The 18,518-nt window shown below is 31.0% G+C and carries 20 protein-coding genes; all 20 read right to left on the bottom strand.

What is annotated here, in order from left to right:
* Positions 1–11: 11 nt before the first annotated feature.
* A complete protein-coding gene (locus BUA92_RS07080; RefSeq protein ID WP_073018176.1) occupies positions 12–1,271 on the bottom strand; it encodes an LCP family protein in 1,260 nt (419 codons plus the stop codon).
* 1 nt (position 1,272) lies between these two features.
* Complete coding sequence (gene yqeK, locus BUA92_RS07075; protein WP_073018174.1) at positions 1,273–1,854, bottom strand: bis(5'-nucleosyl)-tetraphosphatase (symmetrical) YqeK; 582 nt, start codon at positions 1,852–1,854, stop codon at positions 1,273–1,275.
* Between the two features lie 2 nt (positions 1,855–1,856).
* Positions 1,857–2,468 carry a nicotinate-nucleotide adenylyltransferase gene (gene nadD / locus BUA92_RS07070; protein WP_073018172.1) on the bottom strand — a complete coding sequence of 204 codons (612 nt, stop codon included), beginning with the start codon at positions 2,466–2,468 and terminating at the stop codon, positions 1,857–1,859.
* A complete protein-coding gene (gene yhbY / locus BUA92_RS07065; RefSeq protein WP_073018169.1) occupies positions 2,468–2,764 on the bottom strand; it encodes a ribosome assembly RNA-binding protein YhbY in 297 nt (98 codons plus the stop codon). Before yhbY ends, nadD begins: the two co-directional genes overlap by 1 nt.
* 17 nt (positions 2,765–2,781) lie before the next feature.
* Complete coding sequence (gene obgE, locus BUA92_RS07060) at positions 2,782–4,086, bottom strand: GTPase ObgE (protein ID WP_073018167.1); 1,305 nt, start codon at positions 4,084–4,086, stop codon at positions 2,782–2,784.
* A 190-nt stretch (positions 4,087–4,276) separates the two neighbouring features.
* Complete coding sequence (rpmA, locus tag BUA92_RS07055) at positions 4,277–4,576, bottom strand: 50S ribosomal protein L27 (protein ID WP_021800631.1); 300 nt, start codon at positions 4,574–4,576, stop codon at positions 4,277–4,279.
* 4 nt (positions 4,577–4,580) lie between these two features.
* The gene (locus BUA92_RS07050) at positions 4,581–4,952 is read right to left on the bottom strand and encodes a ribosomal-processing cysteine protease Prp (protein ID WP_021800630.1); all 372 of its coding nucleotides are present in this window, start codon (positions 4,950–4,952) and stop codon (positions 4,581–4,583) included.
* 2 nt (positions 4,953–4,954) lie between these two features.
* Positions 4,955–5,266 carry a 50S ribosomal protein L21 gene (gene rplU / locus BUA92_RS07045; protein ID WP_021800629.1) on the bottom strand — a complete coding sequence of 104 codons (312 nt, stop codon included), beginning with the start codon at positions 5,264–5,266 and terminating at the stop codon, positions 4,955–4,957.
* A gap of 157 nt (positions 5,267–5,423) precedes the next feature.
* Entirely contained in the window at positions 5,424–6,851 is a 1,428-nt protein-coding gene (locus BUA92_RS07040) for an Rne/Rng family ribonuclease (RefSeq protein WP_073018165.1), read from the bottom strand.
* Between the two features lie 119 nt (positions 6,852–6,970).
* The gene (locus tag BUA92_RS07035) at positions 6,971–7,693 is read right to left on the bottom strand and encodes a TIGR03936 family radical SAM-associated protein (protein WP_073018163.1); all 723 of its coding nucleotides are present in this window, start codon (positions 7,691–7,693) and stop codon (positions 6,971–6,973) included.
* Positions 7,677–9,530 carry a TIGR03960 family B12-binding radical SAM protein gene (locus BUA92_RS07030; RefSeq protein ID WP_073018160.1) on the bottom strand — a complete coding sequence of 618 codons (1,854 nt, stop codon included), beginning with the start codon at positions 9,528–9,530 and terminating at the stop codon, positions 7,677–7,679. Before BUA92_RS07030 ends, BUA92_RS07035 begins: the two co-directional genes overlap by 17 nt.
* 117 nt (positions 9,531–9,647) lie before the next feature.
* Positions 9,648–10,502 (bottom strand): site-2 protease family protein, encoded by an 855-nt coding sequence (locus BUA92_RS07025; protein ID WP_073018158.1) that lies wholly within the window; start codon positions 10,500–10,502, stop codon positions 9,648–9,650.
* Between the two features lie 20 nt (positions 10,503–10,522).
* Complete coding sequence (locus tag BUA92_RS07020) at positions 10,523–11,257, bottom strand: M23 family metallopeptidase (protein ID WP_073018156.1); 735 nt, start codon at positions 11,255–11,257, stop codon at positions 10,523–10,525.
* Positions 11,258–11,372: 115 nt separating this feature from the next.
* The gene (mgsA, locus tag BUA92_RS07015) at positions 11,373–11,738 is read right to left on the bottom strand and encodes a methylglyoxal synthase (protein ID WP_073018154.1); all 366 of its coding nucleotides are present in this window, start codon (positions 11,736–11,738) and stop codon (positions 11,373–11,375) included.
* A 21-nt stretch (positions 11,739–11,759) separates the two neighbouring features.
* Positions 11,760–12,890, bottom strand: a complete 1,131-nt coding sequence (gene rodA, locus BUA92_RS07010) for a rod shape-determining protein RodA (RefSeq protein ID WP_073018151.1) — start codon at positions 12,888–12,890, stop codon at positions 11,760–11,762.
* Between the two features lie 149 nt (positions 12,891–13,039).
* On the bottom strand, positions 13,040–13,309 hold the full coding sequence (gene minE, locus BUA92_RS07005) for a cell division topological specificity factor MinE (protein ID WP_073018149.1): 270 nt from the start codon (positions 13,307–13,309) through the stop codon (positions 13,040–13,042).
* Between the two features lie 14 nt (positions 13,310–13,323).
* Complete coding sequence (gene minD, locus BUA92_RS07000; protein WP_073018147.1) at positions 13,324–14,121, bottom strand: septum site-determining protein MinD; 798 nt, start codon at positions 14,119–14,121, stop codon at positions 13,324–13,326.
* A gap of 20 nt (positions 14,122–14,141) precedes the next feature.
* Complete coding sequence (minC, locus tag BUA92_RS06995; protein ID WP_021800620.1) at positions 14,142–14,780, bottom strand: septum site-determining protein MinC; 639 nt, start codon at positions 14,778–14,780, stop codon at positions 14,142–14,144.
* Between the two features lie 148 nt (positions 14,781–14,928).
* Positions 14,929–15,465, bottom strand: a complete 537-nt coding sequence (locus BUA92_RS06990) for a hypothetical protein (protein WP_073018145.1) — start codon at positions 15,463–15,465, stop codon at positions 14,929–14,931.
* A 133-nt stretch (positions 15,466–15,598) separates the two neighbouring features.
* Positions 15,599–18,517 carry a peptidoglycan D,D-transpeptidase FtsI family protein gene (locus tag BUA92_RS06985; protein WP_073018142.1) on the bottom strand — a complete coding sequence of 973 codons (2,919 nt, stop codon included), beginning with the start codon at positions 18,515–18,517 and terminating at the stop codon, positions 15,599–15,601.
* Position 18,518 lies beyond the last annotated feature (1 nt).

Below are 18,518 nucleotides of genomic sequence, written 5' to 3'. Positions count from 1 at the left end.
CCTTAATAAATCTATTCTTTATAGTCGCTTCCTATTAATATTACTGCATCATATCCTTGAGGATTATCATCTAAATCTTGAATGGTTCCAGTTCCTAAATCCTCTACTATAAGCTTTCCCATTTCCTTATTATTAGTTTTTATAATAGTTTTGCTTCTTTCTTGAGTATTACCTGTGTCTATAGCACTGTAACCTTTTGTTTTTAAATTTTCCGACATCCTTGATGCTAATCCTGTAATTCTAGTTCCATTTAAGATATTTATCCTTAAGTTTTTCTTCTTTATAGTGCCATTACTAGCCTCTGATCCACTTAGTAATCCAAGGGTTTCAATATTCATATTTCTATTGTATACCACATAGGAGGCTCCCCCTATAGTTTTAAGATCTCCTTGTAAAGTAGCTGTAGTTACATTGCTTTTATCTAAATCTTTAAGCCCTAAACCATAAGATATAATCTTACTTGGTGACATATTAGTTTTAACATAAGCAGGCAACACATCTAGTATTCCTTTTATGTTTGTAATTATAGCTGGTGATGTACATTTTTCTATAAGCTTATTTATGAACTTATGCTGATTTTCTATTCTATCTAGGTCCCCATTTGCAAAACCTGTTCCATCATTGTTTTTTCTCCATCTAAAGAATTCTTCTGCCTTTTTACCATCCAAAAGAACAGTTTCACCTTTATTGAATCTAATATGAAGATCTTGCGCATCGTCATCGTAATACATATTTCTTTCAATATACATTTCAACTCCGCCAACAGCATCTACCAGAGCTCTAAATCCTTCATAATCTATTTTTACAATATAGTTAATATCTGCTTCTATAAGTTTTTCTACCTCGCTTTGTATGAGTTTTTCTCCTCCTATAGCGTAAGCAGCATTTATCTTATTATTTTTTTTATTAACCTTTATTAACATATCTCTAGGAACTGAAATAAGACTTGCTGCATTATTTTTAGGTTCATAATGAAGCACCATAATAGTATCCGTTCTCTTTATGCTTTCATTATCCTTTTGATTAACATCTCCTATGTCTAATCCAAGTACAAGTATATTAACAGGCTCTTTTGCCTTTACTTCATTTGGAGCTACTGAAACCCCATCTGTACTAAATTTTCCAAAGAAATTATAAAAGTAAATAACAGTAAAAACAATTGCTGCTATTATTGCAGTCAATACACCACTCATAATCATCAATCGTCTTTTTCTTTGTTTTTCGTAGTAGGCTTTTTTCTTTTTGTTTCTATATTCTTCACCGTTATCCATACTATTCTAAGCCTCCCTTACCATTGATGATAAGATAATTCCTAGCCTCTATAGTATTAGGATGAATAAGTCCACCTTGTTTTAAAATATAATTTATGGTATTATTTAATCCCACTATCACACCTTTATCCAAGTCTTCAAAAGTTAATTTTCTTAACTCTTCAACGCCAGGATAAACCCTGTTAGGCTCTATATAATCAGCTATATATATTATCTTTTCTAATAGCGTCATATTTCCTTTACCTGTTGTATGATAAGCTGCTGCACTTAATACTTCTTCATCTTCAATGCCCATTATATTTTTACCTATAATCGCTGCAACTTTTCCATGTAAAAGCTGAGGTGTTTTTTCTTCTATATCATCTATTTGTTCAAAATTCTCCTCTAGCATCTTCTTCATAGAATTAATGTGCATATTTTTAGCACTATCATGAATTAAAGCTGCAAGTTCTGCTTTTTCTTCTTCAACACCATTTATTTTTGCTAATGCTTTAGCTGTCTTAACTACACCTAGTGTGTGTTCGTATCTACTCTCTTTTAAATTCTCTTTAAGATATTCTAGTATCTCTTCATTACTCCACATAATTATCTCTCCTTATATAATCCCATATATCCAATATACTCCCTTACCTCTTCTGTTAACACTTCATCAGGTATAGGCAACCCATTTTCTATTTCTTCCCTTATTTGAGAAGACGATATATTTAATTCTAATAAGTCCAAATATATAATATCATGATTGTATTTTTCTTCAACTTTCTTTTTCTCTTCTAATAATTTCTCTTTAGGAAAACCAGGTCTACCAAACACCACTAAGGCAGCATTATCCAATATTCCCTGTACATTTCTCCAGTTATTTAACTGAAGTAAGCTATCTGCACCAGCTATGAAATAAAACTTACAATCTTTATTTACTTCATTTAAATGTTTTAATGTAAGATAAGTATAGCTTAATCCACCCTTGCTTATTTCGTAATCACTTACATCAAAATAAGGGTAACCTTTTGTAATAAGCTTAACCATTTTATATCTTATATTTTCATCTGTAATTTGTTTATGAGTTTTGTGAGGAGGACTTCCGGCAGGCATAAATATAATTTTGTCTAGTTTTAATCTTTTGTAGGCTTGTTCTGCGATATATATATGGCCATTATGAGGAGGATCAAAAGTCCCCCCCAATATACCAATTTTCTTCATTATTTTGTCTTTAACTCTATCTTAGGTTTTTTAGTACTTTGTTTGTAAAGTACCAATTTACTGCCTATAGCCTGAACGCCTTCACATCCTACTTTTTCACATATTATGTCAGAGGCTTCCCTTGTCTCTAATCCTGAGTTTTCAAGTACTTTTATCTTTATTAATTCTCTTGCTTCTAAGGCATCTTCAACCTGTTTTATAAAGGTTTCTTCTATACCATTTTTACCTATTTGGAATATAGGATCTATATTATTTGCAAGAGATCTTAAATAAGCTCTTTGCTTACTAGTTATCATAAAATCATCCCTTCTTATTACATTAAGTATTCAAATTCAAAGTCATTAAGTCTAACGAAGTCTCCATCCTCTATTCCCATTTCTCTAAGTTCATCTAAAATTCCTTTATTTTTCAAAACTTTGTGGAAATATCTTAACGAGTCTGCATCATTAACATTAACAGCAGTTAATAGTCTATCTACGAAGCTACCTTCTATTACATAGACATTTACCTTGTTACCATCTTCGTTTTCTTCGCCTTCTTCAACTCTAATCTCATAAGTAAATCTTCTTTCTTCTTGTACATACATGTCTTCTTTAGAGATTTCAAGTTCCATAACTGGAATATTTTGAAGCATTCTCGCAGCTTCTTTTATAACCTCTTCTACTCCAGTATTAGTAGCAGCTGACATTTTAAATACTTTATCATATCCCATTTCATTTAGCTTTTGTTTAAACTGTGTATATACTTCTTCATCGTATAACATATCTGCTTTGTTTGCCACAACGATTTGAGGTCTATCCCAAAGTTTTATAGAATATTTTTTAAGTTCTTCATTTATCTTTAGGAAGTCTTCCATAGGATCTCTTCCTTCAACTCCTGATATGTCTACTACATGTATAAGTAGTCTTGTTCTTTCTATGTGTCTTAAGAATTTTATTCCTAGGCCTACACCTTCTGAAGCTCCTTCAATTATCCCTGGTATATCTGCCATAACAAATGGTTCTATTCCCGGTACACTAACTACACCTAAATTAGGTTTTAAAGTTGTGAAATGATAGTTAGCTATCTTTGGTCTAGCTTTAGAAACTATTGAAAGCAATGTTGATTTTCCTACATTAGGGAATCCTAATAAACCTACATCTGCTAAAAGTTTAAGTTCTAATAATACCCATCTTTCTTCACCTGGCATTCCAGGTTCTGCAAAGTTAGGCGCTTGTCTTGTAGGTGTTGCAAATTTAGCATTACCTTTTCCACCTTTTCCGCCCCTACAGATTTTATAAGAATCTCCAGGATGAGAAAGGTCTACCATAATTTTATTAGTTTCTACGTCTCTAATAATAGTTCCCATTGGAACCTTAATTATTAAATCCTCTCCATCTTTTCCATAACATTTAGAACCCGAACCATTAACGCCTCTTTCAGCTATAAACTTTCTACTATATTTAAAGTCTAAAAGAGTAGTCATATTGGTATCTACTACAAATGTTATGTCTCCGCCGTCTCCACCGTCTCCTCCATCTGGTCCACCTAGAGGAACATACTTTTCTCTTCTAAAAGATATAGAACCATTTCCACCGTCACCAGATTTTAGAAAAACTTTGGCTGTATCTATAAACATATAATCACCTTACCTTATTTTCTATATATATTATTAACAGGTATTTTTTTATTAATCTCTTAAATATTACAACATGGAAATTTATTTTGCAAATACATAAGAGTTACAATTAACTTATTTTTTTCTTAAGCTACTTTTGTAATAAATTTAAAAAAGCACCCTAACTTAGGGTGCTTTGCTACTGAGTAAATTATTCAGCTATCTCTTCAACCTGTACTGGGTAAACAGAAACTTTTTTCTTATCTTTACCCACTCTTTCGAATTTAACAAGTCCATCAGCTTTTGCAAAAAGAGTATCATCTTTACCTCTTCCAACATTTGTACCTGGATGGATTTTAGTTCCTCTTTGTCTAACTATGATGTTTCCAGCTAAAACAAATTGACCATCTGCTGATTTAACTCCTAATCTTTTAGATTCAGAATCTCTACCGTTCTTAGAGCTACCTACTCCTTTTTTATGAGCAAACAATTGAAGGTTCATTATTAACATGGTGTTACACCTCCTCTTTTAAAAGAAATATATATTTATCACGTTTATTTTTTCCAAAACTTTGTTCTAAGGATATCATTATACTTTCTAAGCTAAGTTCAAAGGTCTTCAAAAGCACTTGTGCCTTTAATAATTCCTCTTTCTCTATGTCGCTTAAATCTAAGCTTATGTATCCATCATAGATTTCATAACTACAATTTATTTTTAGTACACTCTCTAAGCCTATAAGTAAACTTTGAGAAAGTACAGATACAGAATTACATACCATATCATAAGCTTCACCTATTATAACAGCTTCAGCATCTCTAACAGCATGACCTTTTATATCAACTGCAATTATATTATCATCTTGAAATTTAATTACTACTTTAATCATAATTAAGCTTCGATCTTTTCAACTTGGATCTTAGTGTAAGGTTGTCTGTGTCCAGCTTTTCTTCTGTAGTCTTTTTTTGGTTTATACTTGAAAACTACAACTTTCTTTGCTTTTCCTTGAGCTAATACTTTAGCTACAACCTTTGCACCTTCAACCACTGGTTTACCAACTTTAACTTCACCGTTGTTAGATACAACTAAGATTTCGTTAAATTCAACTGTTGAGTCAACTTCAGCATTCAATTTTTCAACGAATAGAACGTCTCCTTCTTGAACTCTGTATTGTTTTCCCCCTGTAGTTAATACTGCGTACATTAAAAACACCTCCTCATTACGGTCTCGCCATTTTAGGTACAAAGATTTAACTTTGTTTTAATTAAAAACCTGTTATGTGCGGTTACTATGAAATTCTATCATATAGCTTATACTTTGTAAAGAAAAGTTTTCATAATATTGGACATTTAATCTTATATTATAGGGTAATTAAATATTTTTCTACATTCTCTATCTGATTTTTAAATAAAAGAGGCTCAACTTTGAAATATTCAACTTCATCTACATAGTTTATGTAGATGTTGCAATCTAATGCTTCAATTTTAGTTAAAAACTTAAATAAATCTTCTTTTATTAAAGATTCATATTGAGAGTTTATTTGTATATAAAAATCACTAATAGAGTTCTCTCCATTAAACTTTATTATATCATTTCTTATTAATATACTTACATAAGAAAGTGCCAGTCTTTCTCCCATACCATTGCAGGTTAAACACTTCTCTTCAATCATGTCGAATATACTTCTGCCACTTCTTTTCCTAGATATTTGGACTAAATTAAGCTCCGTAAAGGGAAATACTTGAGTTCTATTTTTATCACTCTCAAGTTCACTTCTTAAAATATCTAAAATTTCTTTTTTAGACTCTTCGCTTGTTATATCTATAAAATCTATAAGGATTATACCCGCTAGATTTCTTACTCTTATCTGTCTTGCAATTTCTTTTGCTGCTTCCTTATTGGTTTCTTCTCCAGTTTTTTCACGATTTTTGCCCTTAGTGTTTTTTCCAGAGTTTACATCTATAACATGCATAGCTTCTGTCTTATCTATAACTATATATCCACCGCAATTAAGGCTCACTTTATTATGTCTTAAGGAAAGTATTTCCCTCTCTATTCCATAGAAATCAAATAAAGTTCTTTTTTGATCATATAGTTCAACCTGAATATCTTGTTTTTCCTCTAGATACTTCAAAACAACTTTATAATCATCTTCTTTATTTACATATATCTTCTTAGTTTTTTTATCCATCTTATCTCTTAAGATTTTATGTAATAATGGATTATCACCATATAGTTTTTGAGGATTTTTATGATACTTTGCTTTTTGTTTTATTGTTTTATACTCTTCGTATAGTTCATCTAATTCATTTATTATACTCTCTATTTCACAATAAGCTCCACTTGTTCTTATTGTAATTGCTGCATCTTCAAAAGATTTTATATTTTTAAGCAATTCAGCTTTTCTATTTTCATTTTCTATTCTTTTAGAAATATTTATCCCTTTTCCTTTAGAGTTTATAACTGAATATTTCCCAGGCAATGAAAAGTCCATAATAACCTTTGGCCCTTTATCTCCAATAGCTTCCTTTATTACTTCTACTACTATTTCATCCCCTTGCTTAAGTCTCACTTCTCTACTTAAGCTCATAAAAGCATTTTTCTCATACCCTATATCTACAAAGGCACATTTAATAGCCGGAACTATACTCTTAACTATCCCTTTGTAAATTTCTCCTGGTAATGGTTCTTTAGTTTCTTCTTCTACAAAACACTCAGTTAATTCACTGTTTTCTTTAATAGCTATTCTTAATATGTCTTCGCTTCTTTCTATAAATATTGCCCTCATTTTTTTACACCTTCTATACTATTTTATCTGATATCTAGTCACTGTAATAGCCCCACACTATTTAAGTGGAGCTAACAGTGACACGATCCTAGATTAGTTCAACTACGATTCAGCTAGGATTAAACGCCACCTGAATCAAGTTTCACTTTATATAAAGGTAGCAACTTACCATCAATTTCAGCGTACATCTCTTCTCTATTAATATCTACAAAAGCTTCATTATTAACATTTGGAGTATTTTCTTTTATATAGTTAACAAAGGACTCTGTATTAAGATGTTCTCTACTACCACAACTTATCCTTGTATTTAATACTAAATAATTATCTTTAACCCAATATTTTATATCTTTTATAAAAGGTCTTATATTAACACTTTTTTCTTCACCTTTTTTATTCTTTTTAGTTATAATCCATTCATCTTTTCCTAAAAGTTCTTTAAACTCTTCCTCTGCTGATTTTATATCAGTGTACTTGATCTTTATAGTATAAACTGCTTGATCAACCATAGCCATAGATTGTGGAACCTTTTTAGTGTTTGGTATAACTTCTATTCCTTTAGCTTCTAAAAATCTTACTCCAACTAAAGTATTTTGATTTAATCTTTCTATAATTTCTTTTTCATCCATCGGATTTTTTAAAACTAAATCCATATATTCACCAACAGAACTTATTCCAACAGATAGCGGCTGAGCTATAGATAAAGCCATATGAGGATGGAAACCCTTAGAGTATTCAACATCTAATTCACTTCTTAAAATTACTCTTTGAATAGATCTCATTAAATCTAAATGAGATATGAACTTTATATTTCCTTCTTTTGTGAACTTAATTAGATATCGCACCTGCAAAACACTTCCCTTCCTTAAAGTTTACATTTATTCCACAACCAGTACATCCAAGTCTACAGTTTTGAGTTAAACTTGCTGTTTTAGCTCTTTCATTTTCTTTTTCAATATACTCTCTATTTACTCCAATGTCTATGAAGTCCCAAGGAAGAATTTCATCATAACTTCTTTCTCTATATACATAGAAGTCTCCATCAACTCCACATTCTTCGAATGCTTCCATCCATGTATCAAAATTGAAATACTCTGACCATCCATCAAACTTAGCACCTTTTTCATAAGCCTTTATAAGAACATCACACATTCTTCTATCACCTCTTGCAAAAACCCCTTCCATGTAAGAAGTTTTTTGATGATGATAGTTGTAAACTATGCTTTTAGCTTTTATAGAATCTCTTACTGCACTAATCTTTTCACTAACATTCTCCATTCTATCCATAGGAGCCCATTGGAAAGGAGTAAATGGTTTAGGTACAAATATAGATGTACTTACTGTAACCCTAAGACCTTTATTTCTTATATGTCTTGGTACCATGAAATACTGTGCAGATATCTTTTCCGCTAAGTCTCCTATACCTTTAACATCTTCAATTTCTTCATAAGGTAAGCCTATCATGAAGTAAAGTTTTATAGTACTCCAACCAGCCTCAAAAGCAGATCTTGAAGCCTCTAATATTCTATCTTCAGTAAGCCCTTTATTTATAACATCTCTCATTCTTTGAGAACCAGCTTCAGGAGCAAAGGTTAAACCTGTCTTTCTTACTTTTTGAATTTCTTTAATTAAATCCACAGAAAAAGCATCTACTCTAATTGATGGTAATGCTAAACTAACATTGTTATCTAAATGCTCACTCATTAAATCTTCCACTAATGCTTGAATATCTGAATAATCACATGTACTTAAAGAAGATAGGGATATTTCTCTATATCCCGTTGCCTTAAGCATTTCTCTGGCTTGTTTTAAAAGAGTCTCTCTACTTTTTTCTCTAATAGGTCTATAAATCATACCTGCTTGACAGAATCTACAACCATTAGTACATCCTCTAAATAATTCTAAGACTATTCTATCATGAACTATTTCAGTGTAAGGAACTATTATATTAGTAGGAAATTCAACTTTATCAAAGTCAGGAACTATTCTCTTTTGAATCTTCTTTGGAACATCATCATATTTAGGTTTAAATTCTTTAATAGTACCATCTTCCTTATAGCTAACCTCATATAAAGATGGTACATATATACCTCTTATTTTAGATATTTCTCTTAAGAACTCTTTTTTCTTTCCTTTACCTTTATACTTTTTGTAAACTTCAATAACATCATTCATCATCTCTTCGCCTTCGCCAAGTTCAATGAAATCTACTATATCCCATAAAGGCTCTGGATTATACCCACAGGAACCCCCTGCCATAACGATAGGTTCATCCTCTCCTCTTTCAGAAGCTCTTATTGTTATACCTCCAAGGTTTAGCATATTTAATATATTTGTATAACTCATTTCATATTGAAGTGTAAAACCAACTATATCAAAATCCTTAAGAGGATCTTTAGTCTCTAACGTATATAAAGGAATATCATTTTCTCTCATAAGCCCTTCCATATCTGGCCATGGTGCAAATGCTCTTTCACAATATGTATCTTTTCTTTCATTAATTGTGTGGTAGAGAATTCTTGAACCTAAATGGGACATTCCTACTTCATAAACATCTGGAAAACAAAATGCAAATCTTATGTCAACTTCATTTTTATCTTTAACTACTTGATTTAGCTCACCACCTATATATCTAGCTGGTTTTTCAACTCTAAATAAAATATCATCAGTAATTCTATTCATCAATTTACCTCCTGAATTCATCTAAAAATTGGGAATGTGTAATTATTAAATCCACATCCCCAATATACTATTCTTCATTACTTTGTTATTCTACCACAATTTATATTTTTGCACTACCTAAGTATGTTCCTTTATTTCCAAATATTCTTCTAATGTTATATTTCCATAAAGCTTCAAAGCTTCCATAAGCTCATCTTCATATAATATTTCAAGGAGCTTCATACTCTCATCTAAAACATAAAAACTGTGAAACTTATTTTTATCTATCATTCTAAGCAGGTTAATTAGTCCTAGTTTATAACAAACAGATATACTTCTATTTTCTATATACTTTTGCTTATTAAACTTACTTTTCTTTTTAATCACATCTCCCATTAAAATATACATTATCCTTCCATTTTCCTTATATGCTGAGTAAATCACAAGAAAGCTAATCATTAAAAATGTTAAATTGACTTTATGTAATAGGAGCAGACTATAGAGAAAAAGTATTCCAAATCCAGTTCCTATAACAAAACTGCTATAAACTATCAGTTTAGTTGCAGCTCTATATGTTAGTTTCCTTGATAAAATAATATTAAAAATTCTACCGCCATCTAAAGGGAACACCGGTAAAAGATTCAATAAGCACAAAGTTATATTAATCGTAAATAAGTCTTTATACATATTTACTCCCTGCTTATTAAATAATATCAAAAATATAAGCGATAGAATCAAGTTAAATATAGGACCTGCAAAATAAACCCCTAGTTGTTTTTCATCTGAAAACTCCTCTAATTTTTCTATCTCTATAAAAAAACCTAATGGATGTATAAGTAAATACTTAATGTCCATACCAAAAATCAGAGCAACTAAACCATGAGATAATTCATGAAAAAAAATACATAAAAAAGCTACTAAAAGTTCATATTGCAGGCTAATACAAAAAAGAATAAGTACTTCGGATATAAACATTAAACCCTTTCTGCTCATTCTTCCCCCTAAATAAATTACTAATCCATGTTCATGTAATCTTCAATATTTCGTCCTTCTCCCATATACTTTAATTGAAATAAAAACGAAGAACTTACCTTGCCAATCATTTCTCCCTTGGCTACATCTTGATCTTCTTTTAAAACTAATTCCGATAAACCTCCATATACTGTCTCTATTCCACTTCCATTATCTATTATCATATACTTTCCTAAGGTCTCATCCTCTCCAATCTTTTTAACCTTACCATCATATACTGAATTAACATCAGTTGCTTCCGAAACACTAACTGAGTATATCTTTTGTTTTTCATCGTAGACCTTATATTCTCCTAATAATGGTTTAATAAAATTTTCTTTACTTCTTTTTTTAATACTATCTCCAGCACCTAATTTTTCTTTTATATCATCTACATATACCTCAGCACTGCTTTTGATGCTAGATAAATCCATAGTCTTAGCGTAATTTATAGTGTCCTCTACACTATATCCTTTATTAACTATATCTTTAGCCATAGCATATGCCGTTATAGTTTCAGGCGTTTTAATCATTTTAAACATAAATATTAACATGAATAAAATGAAGGTGCCCGCCAGTTCTTGGATTACCCTTTTAATTATGATATCTCCAACATTTTTACTTTGAGTTCCAGTTACATTTCCTACAGAATAATCTCTCCTGTAGCTATCTGGACCTCTTTTTTTGCCCATTATTTTTGCATAATAGCTCTCATATTCAGAGTTATAACTTCCCATTCATAAAACCTCCAATACTCTCCTTTCTATTAAAGTCTACTCTAAATATATATTTAGTTTTTTAAATTCCTAGAACAAAAATAAAGAACCAGCTGAAAGCTGATTCTTTATTACACTATTTAATATATTTTATTAATATTTCTGCGGTACCTATATTAGTTGCTATTGGCACCTCATGAACATCACATATTCTAATTAAAGCCGTTACATCTGGTTCATGTGGCTGAGAAGTTAGTGGATCTCTTAGAAAAATAACCAAATCCATTTCCCCTTGAGCTATCTTTCCACCTATTTGCTGATCTCCTCCCAGTGGTCCAGATAAAAATCTTTCTATAACTAATCCAGTAGCCTCCATTATCTTAAGCCCTGTTGTTCCTGTTGCATATAAATTATGACCATTAGCTAATACATGCTGATGTTTTTTTGCAAAATTTATAATATCTATTTTCTTATTATCATGAGCAATTAAAGCTATATTCATATTTCCCATTCCCCTTTATTTTTAAAAGTTTATTTTCTTTTTTCTCATTCCTATATTTAAAACAAGACCTATGGACATCATGGTAGTTAATAGTGAACTACCGCCAGAACTTACAAGTGGTAAAGTAATTCCTGTTATTGGCATAAGTCCTATTGTCATACCTATATTTTGTAGTATAGCAAACAAGAAATAAGATGCAAAACCTACACATATCATTTTTCCCAATATATCCTTACTTGTCCTAGATATTACAAGCATTCTGTAAATTATTATCCCATATAAGGTTAATAGAAATATAGCTCCTAGAGTTCCCCAGTGTTCTCCAACTACAGCAAATATAAAGTCTGTCTGTTTTTCTGGAACATTCTGAGCCACATATCCAGTTGTAGCATTAATGTTTAAATCTGCACCAGTACCAAATAAACCTCCTGAACCTATACCTATCATAGACTGAGTAAGCTGAAGTCCTGTGTTAAGTTCATCTGCTTCTGGATTTAAGAAGCTAGTAAGTCTAGCTTTTTGATATGTATGAATAAGTCCTGAATTCCATACTATTACAATTGCAACTACTAGTGATAATAATCCTCCACCTATTATTCTCATATCCAAACCAGCTATAAAAAACATTCCTAAAACGCTAAAGAAACAAACCATAGTCATTCCCATATCTGGTTGTTTCACTATGAATAATACTGGAACAATTATATAAGCTGCTAGTATAAAGAAGTTCTTAACATCATTAATCTTTCCATCCATATCTTCAAGCTTTTTGGCCACTAATATTATAATAGCTATCTTGGCTAGTTCTGAAGGCTGCATAGAAAATCCACCTATTCTTATCCAACCAGTAGCTCCATTTATAGTCTTTCCTAAAAAAGGAGTAACTGCTAAAAGCAATGTTGATAATATATAAAAAATCAAGGCATAATTTTTGAGCATTATATAATCTATAAGTAACATAAAATAAATTACTACTATAGAAAGTCCTAAAAATAACAATTGTTTTTTAAAGGAATTTAAAGTTTCCGGTGAACCTTTTGTTGCTAAATATATATTGAGGCAGCCAAAAAGAACTGTCATAATTGATGCAAGCAAAAGTGTGAAATCCAATTCCTTTAGGATTTTTAAATCCAGTTTTAATTTTCCAAGCATTAGCACGCCTCCATTTTATCATTTCTATCCTATTATAACTCATATTATAATTTTTCACCACAAAGCTTACTATTAATTCATTAAGTTTTAAGAAAAAGTTATCTTTTTGTAAAGAAAAAAGTCGTACATAAACATGTACAACTTTTCATTTATCTAACCTTAACATTTTTTATTGGAATATTTGCAACTAAAGCTGGAGATATACCTTCCTCAACTTCTGCTTTTGTTACAGCAAACTCCATATTAGAAGAATCTATATCCACATATTTTGATATTGCTTCTAATATATCTTCTTTAATTCTTTCCATAAGTTCAGGGTCTATTTCCCCTCTGTCATGTATAAGTATTAATCTCAATCTATCCTTTGCCACGTCTTTCGGTGTAGGTTTATTATTAAAAAACTTGTTCAGTAATTCCATTTCTACTCCGCCCCCTATTTACGTTTAAATAATTTCTTTAAAGAACCAAAAAATCCGCCGCCATCAGTGTTTAAATCCATTAAAGGTACTTCTTCTCCAAGAAGTCTTCTTGCAATATTTCTAAACGCTTGTCCAGACATTGCTTTTTCATCTAATACTATAGGTTCTCCTTTATTTGTAGAAACAGTTATAGATTTATCATCTGGAACTACTCCTAAAAGCTTTATTGATAAAGTTTCTATAATATCAGAGATATCAAGCATGTCTCCATTTTGGGTCATCTCATAATTTAGTCTATTTACTATAACTACGTGATCTTCTAAACCTTTTGAATCTAATTTTCCTATAACTCTATCTGCATCTCTTACAGAAGTAATTTCTGGATTTACTACTACTACTGCTTTGTCAGCACCAACTATAGCATTTTCAAATCCTTGCTCTATACCTGCTGGACAATCTATAATTACAAAATCGAACTCTTCTTTTAATTCATTAACTAAACTAAGCATTTGATTAGGTTTTATATCATTTTTATCCTTGGTTTGAGCTGTAGGTAATAGACATAGATTAGGGAATCTTTTATCCTTAATAAGTGCTTGTTTTGTCCTACATCTTTTCTCTATTACATCAATTATCGTATAAACTATTCTATTTTCTAATCCCATTAAAACATCAAGATTTCTAAGTCCAGTATCACCATCTACAACTACTACTTTTTTACCTAAAGCTGCAAGGGCTGTACCTATATTAGCTGTGGTAGTTGTTTTTCCTACTCCACCTTTACCTGACGTTATAACTATTGACTCTCCCATTCTAAAATCCCTCCACTATGTTATTTATATGCGAATTTATTAGGTAAATAGGGTTCTACCATTATAACCCCATCTTTAATCTTAGCTACTTCTGGATATCTAGGCTTATCATCACCTTCAGGTGATATGGTAATTATGTCTCCTATCTGAAGAAGCTCTGGTTCCAAAGAAAACGCAGCTATTATAGCTTTTGTGTTTCCATTTATCCCAGCATGTACTTGGCCTCTTATTCTTCCAAGTACAATAATATTTCCCCAGGCATAAACCTCTGATCCTGAATTAATATCTCCAACTATAACAATGTTGCCATTATAATCTACTCTTTGGCCCCCTCTTATAGTTTTTCGTATGAACTTGGTTCTTCCTTCATATATTCCTGAAAAAATCTTTATATCTTTTTCATCAATATCTTTAAATATGCATTCTTTTATACCAACTTCATCAAACAGAGAATGCTTTAATAATCTAACTTCTCTTTCATCTATGTATTTAAGTTCAGTCTTAATAGTTATTGTTGCACCTTTATAAAATTTTTTCCCTTTATTTAATCTTTCCAAAAAAACTTCAAGCATATCTTGAAAATCCTTAAAGGCAGTAAATTTAATTATAGCCACTAAGCCTTCTCTATTACCTTTAATAACAATTCTATCATCAAGCATATGTAACCTCTCAAACTAGGATTTAACTTATTATTATATTCTCTTAAATTTAATTATAATACACAACAATTAAATTAACAATTAATAGTTAAATAGTTTTGTATCCATTTGTCCGAACATTCGAATGTTCGGACATTTAATGAAATTATCATTTTATGTTTGTAATCTTATAACCAATAAGCCCTCTAATGCTACTTATTATAAAATATATATCTGCAATTAAAATTATATAATAAGGTAGTCCCATCTTCTTCCATATATATGAACTGCTTAAGTTAACATTTCTCTCTATTAACTCCCACTTAGATACACTAAAATATAAAATATTTTCTTTATTTACTTTGTTAGTAAATTCTCCATAAATCTTAATTTTGTTAAAGATTGGATCACCATCTTTATACTCGCTTAATTCATTCCAAGGAAGATTGCCATATAAAATTAAGGCATTGTCTTTAATGTTATCTAATCTCTGCTCTTGTATATAAGCTTCTAACTTCTCCTTGCCTTCTTCTATATATACCAATTCATCCCATGACTTATTTACTTCTAAGCTTATATATCCATCTATCTCTCCACTATTTTCCTTTGTATATTTTATTGTTGGGACTTTTATTAACAAAAGTAATATTATCATCAGTACAGTTAGTTTTATTATTTTCACCATCTTACTAGTTTTTTTCATCATATTCTCAACCCTCATTAATATTAACAATTGTTCCTTAATAAATATCCTATATTTTAATTCTAGCATTTCTCCAACAGTAAAGTTATTTAAATTTTATTATTTATATAATAAAAACTCGGCACTAGGCCGAGTTTTAATTCCCTTGAGTATTAGTATTATTAGTGTTCACTGTATTATTATCTTGAAGCGGAGGATTTAATGTATAATCATACTTCCCACCTACATCTTCTTGATAATCTGCTGTATAACCTTTAGCTTTTAAATCATCTCTAAAATAGGTTTCAAATATAGCTCTTGCTACTGGTGCCGCATAAGAACCATGGGCAGCATCGTAAAGAACAACTGCAACAGCTATCTGAGGATCTTCTATTGGAGCCACGCCTACGTAAACTCCATATGGTGCTCTTGCTATTTCATCTTGTTTATCACTAAAGGTAGCCGTACCAGTTTTACCGCCAGAACTTAAATAAGGATTAAGCTTTTGGAAAGTACTTGCAGCAGTACCGGCTCCACCACCACCTGCATTACTTCCGTTAGCCATTTTCATACCAGTTTTAACAGCTTGAAGAGTTGATTCACTTATATTTACCTGATCTAAAACCTCTGGCTTAAACTCTTCCACAACATTTCCTTGTGAATCAGTAATCTTATCTACTAAATGAACTTTATATCTTGTTCCTCCATTAGTTACTGTAGATATATAACTTGCTAACTGTACTGGAGTAAATGCATTCATACTTTGACCTATAGATGCATAAGATATTTGAGCCACAGCTTTAATTTCAACTGCTGCAGAATATACTACATAATCACCTATTTTATCTGCTGCTGATTCTATAGCCGTTTTAGGCGTAACATTAGCATTTTTAACCTTTTCTTGATATTTAGGAGAATTATCATAAATCTCTTGAATTACAGGCTTTAATTTTGCAACTAAATCATTTTTGCTATCACCTTGGCTTAATTCAGCCTCTGTTCCAACCTTTTGTAGATTTTCTTTTATTATATTTTTAACATTTTCCTTTGCTTCTTTTAGTTTATCATCATCACTATCATTTTTTGCTAAATCCATAGGATACATGGTATTTTTATAGTCTTTTAACGTACCATTTTCTGCAAATTCTACTATATTAAACATAAAAGAATTTATAGACCTATTCTTAAAGGATATAAAGTTATAGACCTGCCCAAAATTTTCAGCTATTTCAATACCTGTAGAAGCTTTTTGATTTCCTGTAGGATCTACTCCTAATCCAAATCTCCAAGCCCATTTAGCTAAAGAATCTAAAGCTGCAGGGCTCTTATTAGTACTTGTTCCGCCATATTTTTCATATAATCTAATACCTGCTTCATAGAAGAAGGTATTAGATGATACCTCAAGTGCCCGCCTTACATCTGCAGGTCCATTCCAGTTGTCGTCTTTAGGTGAGTTTGCAGTTCCGAAATAGTCTGGACGCTTATCAAAAAGAGGTTTCGCATACACAGATTCATATAACCCAAATACTCCCTCCTCTAAAGCTGCTGTTGCTGTAAGTGGTTTAAAAGTTGATCCAGGAGGCGTTAATCCCATGGTAGCATAATTATAAAACGGTTTAGGGTAAAGGTCATATTGATCTTGTCTATAACCATTACTATCCTTTGGAAATAAATCATCTAGTGTCTTGTTTAGATGATTTTTTCTTATATATTCATTACCAAAAGCCTCTAGGTCAGGACTAAAATACATTTTAGATAACTCTGGTGTAAGTTTTCCTGGAATAGAGAAGTCATTTGGATTATAAGATGGGTAGTTAGCTAATGCTAAAACTCTACCTGTTTTAACTTCAATAGCCACAACCGCTCCTCTAGTTGCATTTCTAATAATTGCTCCATCTGAAGCAATTCCTACATTTTGATAATACTTCAATTGATGTTCAAGCATCTTTTCTGCTGAATATTGAATGTTTTTATCTATGGTTAAGTGTAGGTTGTTCCCAGGTGAAGATTCTAGTTTAAATAGTTCCTCAGTTTTTCTACCTGAGGAGTTAACCTTAACTGTAGTTCCACCTTTAGTGCCTTTTAATATACTTTCAAAGGCCGATTCTATACCTGCTTTACCTATTTTATCAGTATTAGCATCATATCCTTTTTCATCATATTTAGTCTGCTGACTTCCGTCTATTGAGCCTATATATCCTAAAACAGATGATGCTAATGAATCATAAGGATAGGATCTAACTGGCTCCATAGATACGTCTATGCCAGGCATATCATTACGTTTCTGATAGAATATAAATGATGTATTTCTATCTATGTTTGCTATAACTATAGGCTTATACCCTTTAAAACTCTGCATCTTAATAGCATCTTTTATAACTATGTATTTTCTTATTTCCTCTAAAGAATATTTTTTAAGAAGAATATCTAATATCTCTTTCCCACTCATTTTAGAATATTCTTTACTCTCTTCTTTTGTAGGCTTTAAGATATCATATATAGCATAACTTTTAACCATATAATAGAAGGTATCCTGAGGTGAATAGTTAAAAATATCATCATCTAGCTGATTTTGCTCACCTGAAGTTAAGTCGCCCTCTTTACCAGGGAATAATTGTTTTCTTAATTCAGAATCTATTCCCTTATCCTTTTTAAATCTAATATTTAAAGCTCTCAATGAAGTCTGGTCACTAGTTTTAAAATCAAAATAAAATTCTTTATTCTCATTTAACATAAGCTGCATTTCATCTTGAATCTTTTGTCCATTTTCATCCAGCAGCTTAAAAGTTTTGCTCATGGTGTCATAAAAAGCTGCATTTGATTCTTCAGTACTTGTAAAAGTTACTGTATAGCTTTGAACATTTGTAGCTAATACATTTCCTTTTTCATCATAAATAATACCTCTTGGTGCATTCTCCGCAATAAATCTTCTAGATTTTGTATTAGCGAGATCTTTATAGTCATCATATTTAACAATCTGAAGATATATTAGCCTTCCTAATATTGCGCTGAATATAAAAAACATAATCATAATCAAAGCAGTATATCTATTAAACTTTTTCTTTTTTTTATTCATA

It is taken from the genome of Clostridium intestinale DSM 6191, assembly GCF_900130055.1.
In the GTDB taxonomy this organism is placed as follows: Bacteria; Bacillota; Clostridia; order Clostridiales; family Clostridiaceae; genus Clostridium_T; species Clostridium_T intestinale.
The sequence above is the reverse complement of the archived record's forward strand: the minus strand, read 5'-3'. Positions and strand labels throughout refer to the sequence as shown.

Excerpts from the sequence above, each read along its gene's own strand:
- BUA92_RS07080 (WP_073018176.1), bottom strand. The coding sequence starts at position 1,271 with ATGGATAACGGTGAAGAATATAGAAACAAAAAGAAAAAAGCCTACTAC.
- yqeK (WP_073018174.1), bottom strand. The coding sequence starts at position 1,854 with ATGTGGAGTAATGAAGAGATACTAGAATATCTTAAAGAGAATTTAAAA.
- nadD (WP_073018172.1), bottom strand. The coding sequence starts at position 2,468 with ATGAAGAAAATTGGTATATTGGGGGGGACTTTTGATCCTCCTCATAAT.
- yhbY (WP_073018169.1), bottom strand. The coding sequence starts at position 2,764 with ATGATAACTAGTAAGCAAAGAGCTTATTTAAGATCTCTTGCAAATAAT.
- obgE (WP_073018167.1), bottom strand. The coding sequence starts at position 4,086 with ATGTTTATAGATACAGCCAAAGTTTTTCTAAAATCTGGTGACGGTGGA.
- rpmA (WP_021800631.1), bottom strand. The coding sequence starts at position 4,576 with ATGTTAATAATGAACCTTCAATTGTTTGCTCATAAAAAAGGAGTAGGT.
- BUA92_RS07050 (WP_021800630.1), bottom strand. The coding sequence starts at position 4,952 with ATGATTAAAGTAGTAATTAAATTTCAAGATGATAATATAATTGCAGTT.
- rplU (WP_021800629.1), bottom strand. The coding sequence starts at position 5,266 with ATGTACGCAGTATTAACTACAGGGGGAAAACAATACAGAGTTCAAGAA.
- BUA92_RS07040 (WP_073018165.1), bottom strand. The coding sequence starts at position 6,851 with ATGAGGGCAATATTTATAGAAAGAAGCGAAGACATATTAAGAATAGCT.
- BUA92_RS07030 (WP_073018160.1), bottom strand. The coding sequence starts at position 9,530 with ATGAATAGAATTACTGATGATATTTTATTTAGAGTTGAAAAACCAGCT.
- BUA92_RS07025 (WP_073018158.1), bottom strand. The coding sequence starts at position 10,502 with ATGAGCAGAAAGGGTTTAATGTTTATATCCGAAGTACTTATTCTTTTT.
- BUA92_RS07020 (WP_073018156.1), bottom strand. The coding sequence starts at position 11,257 with ATGGGAAGTTATAACTCTGAATATGAGAGCTATTATGCAAAAATAATG.
- mgsA (WP_073018154.1), bottom strand. The coding sequence starts at position 11,738 with ATGAATATAGCTTTAATTGCTCATGATAATAAGAAAATAGATATTATA.
- rodA (WP_073018151.1), bottom strand. The coding sequence starts at position 12,890 with ATGCTTGGAAAATTAAAACTGGATTTAAAAATCCTAAAGGAATTGGAT.
- minE (WP_073018149.1), bottom strand. The coding sequence starts at position 13,309 with ATGGAATTACTGAACAAGTTTTTTAATAATAAACCTACACCGAAAGAC.
- minD (WP_073018147.1), bottom strand. The coding sequence starts at position 14,121 with ATGGGAGAGTCAATAGTTATAACGTCAGGTAAAGGTGGAGTAGGAAAA.
- minC (WP_021800620.1), bottom strand. The coding sequence starts at position 14,780 with ATGCTTGATGATAGAATTGTTATTAAAGGTAATAGAGAAGGCTTAGTG.
- BUA92_RS06990 (WP_073018145.1), bottom strand. The coding sequence starts at position 15,465 with ATGATGAAAAAAACTAGTAAGATGGTGAAAATAATAAAACTAACTGTA.
- BUA92_RS06985 (WP_073018142.1), bottom strand. The coding sequence starts at position 18,517 with ATGAATAAAAAAAAGAAAAAGTTTAATAGATATACTGCTTTGATTATG.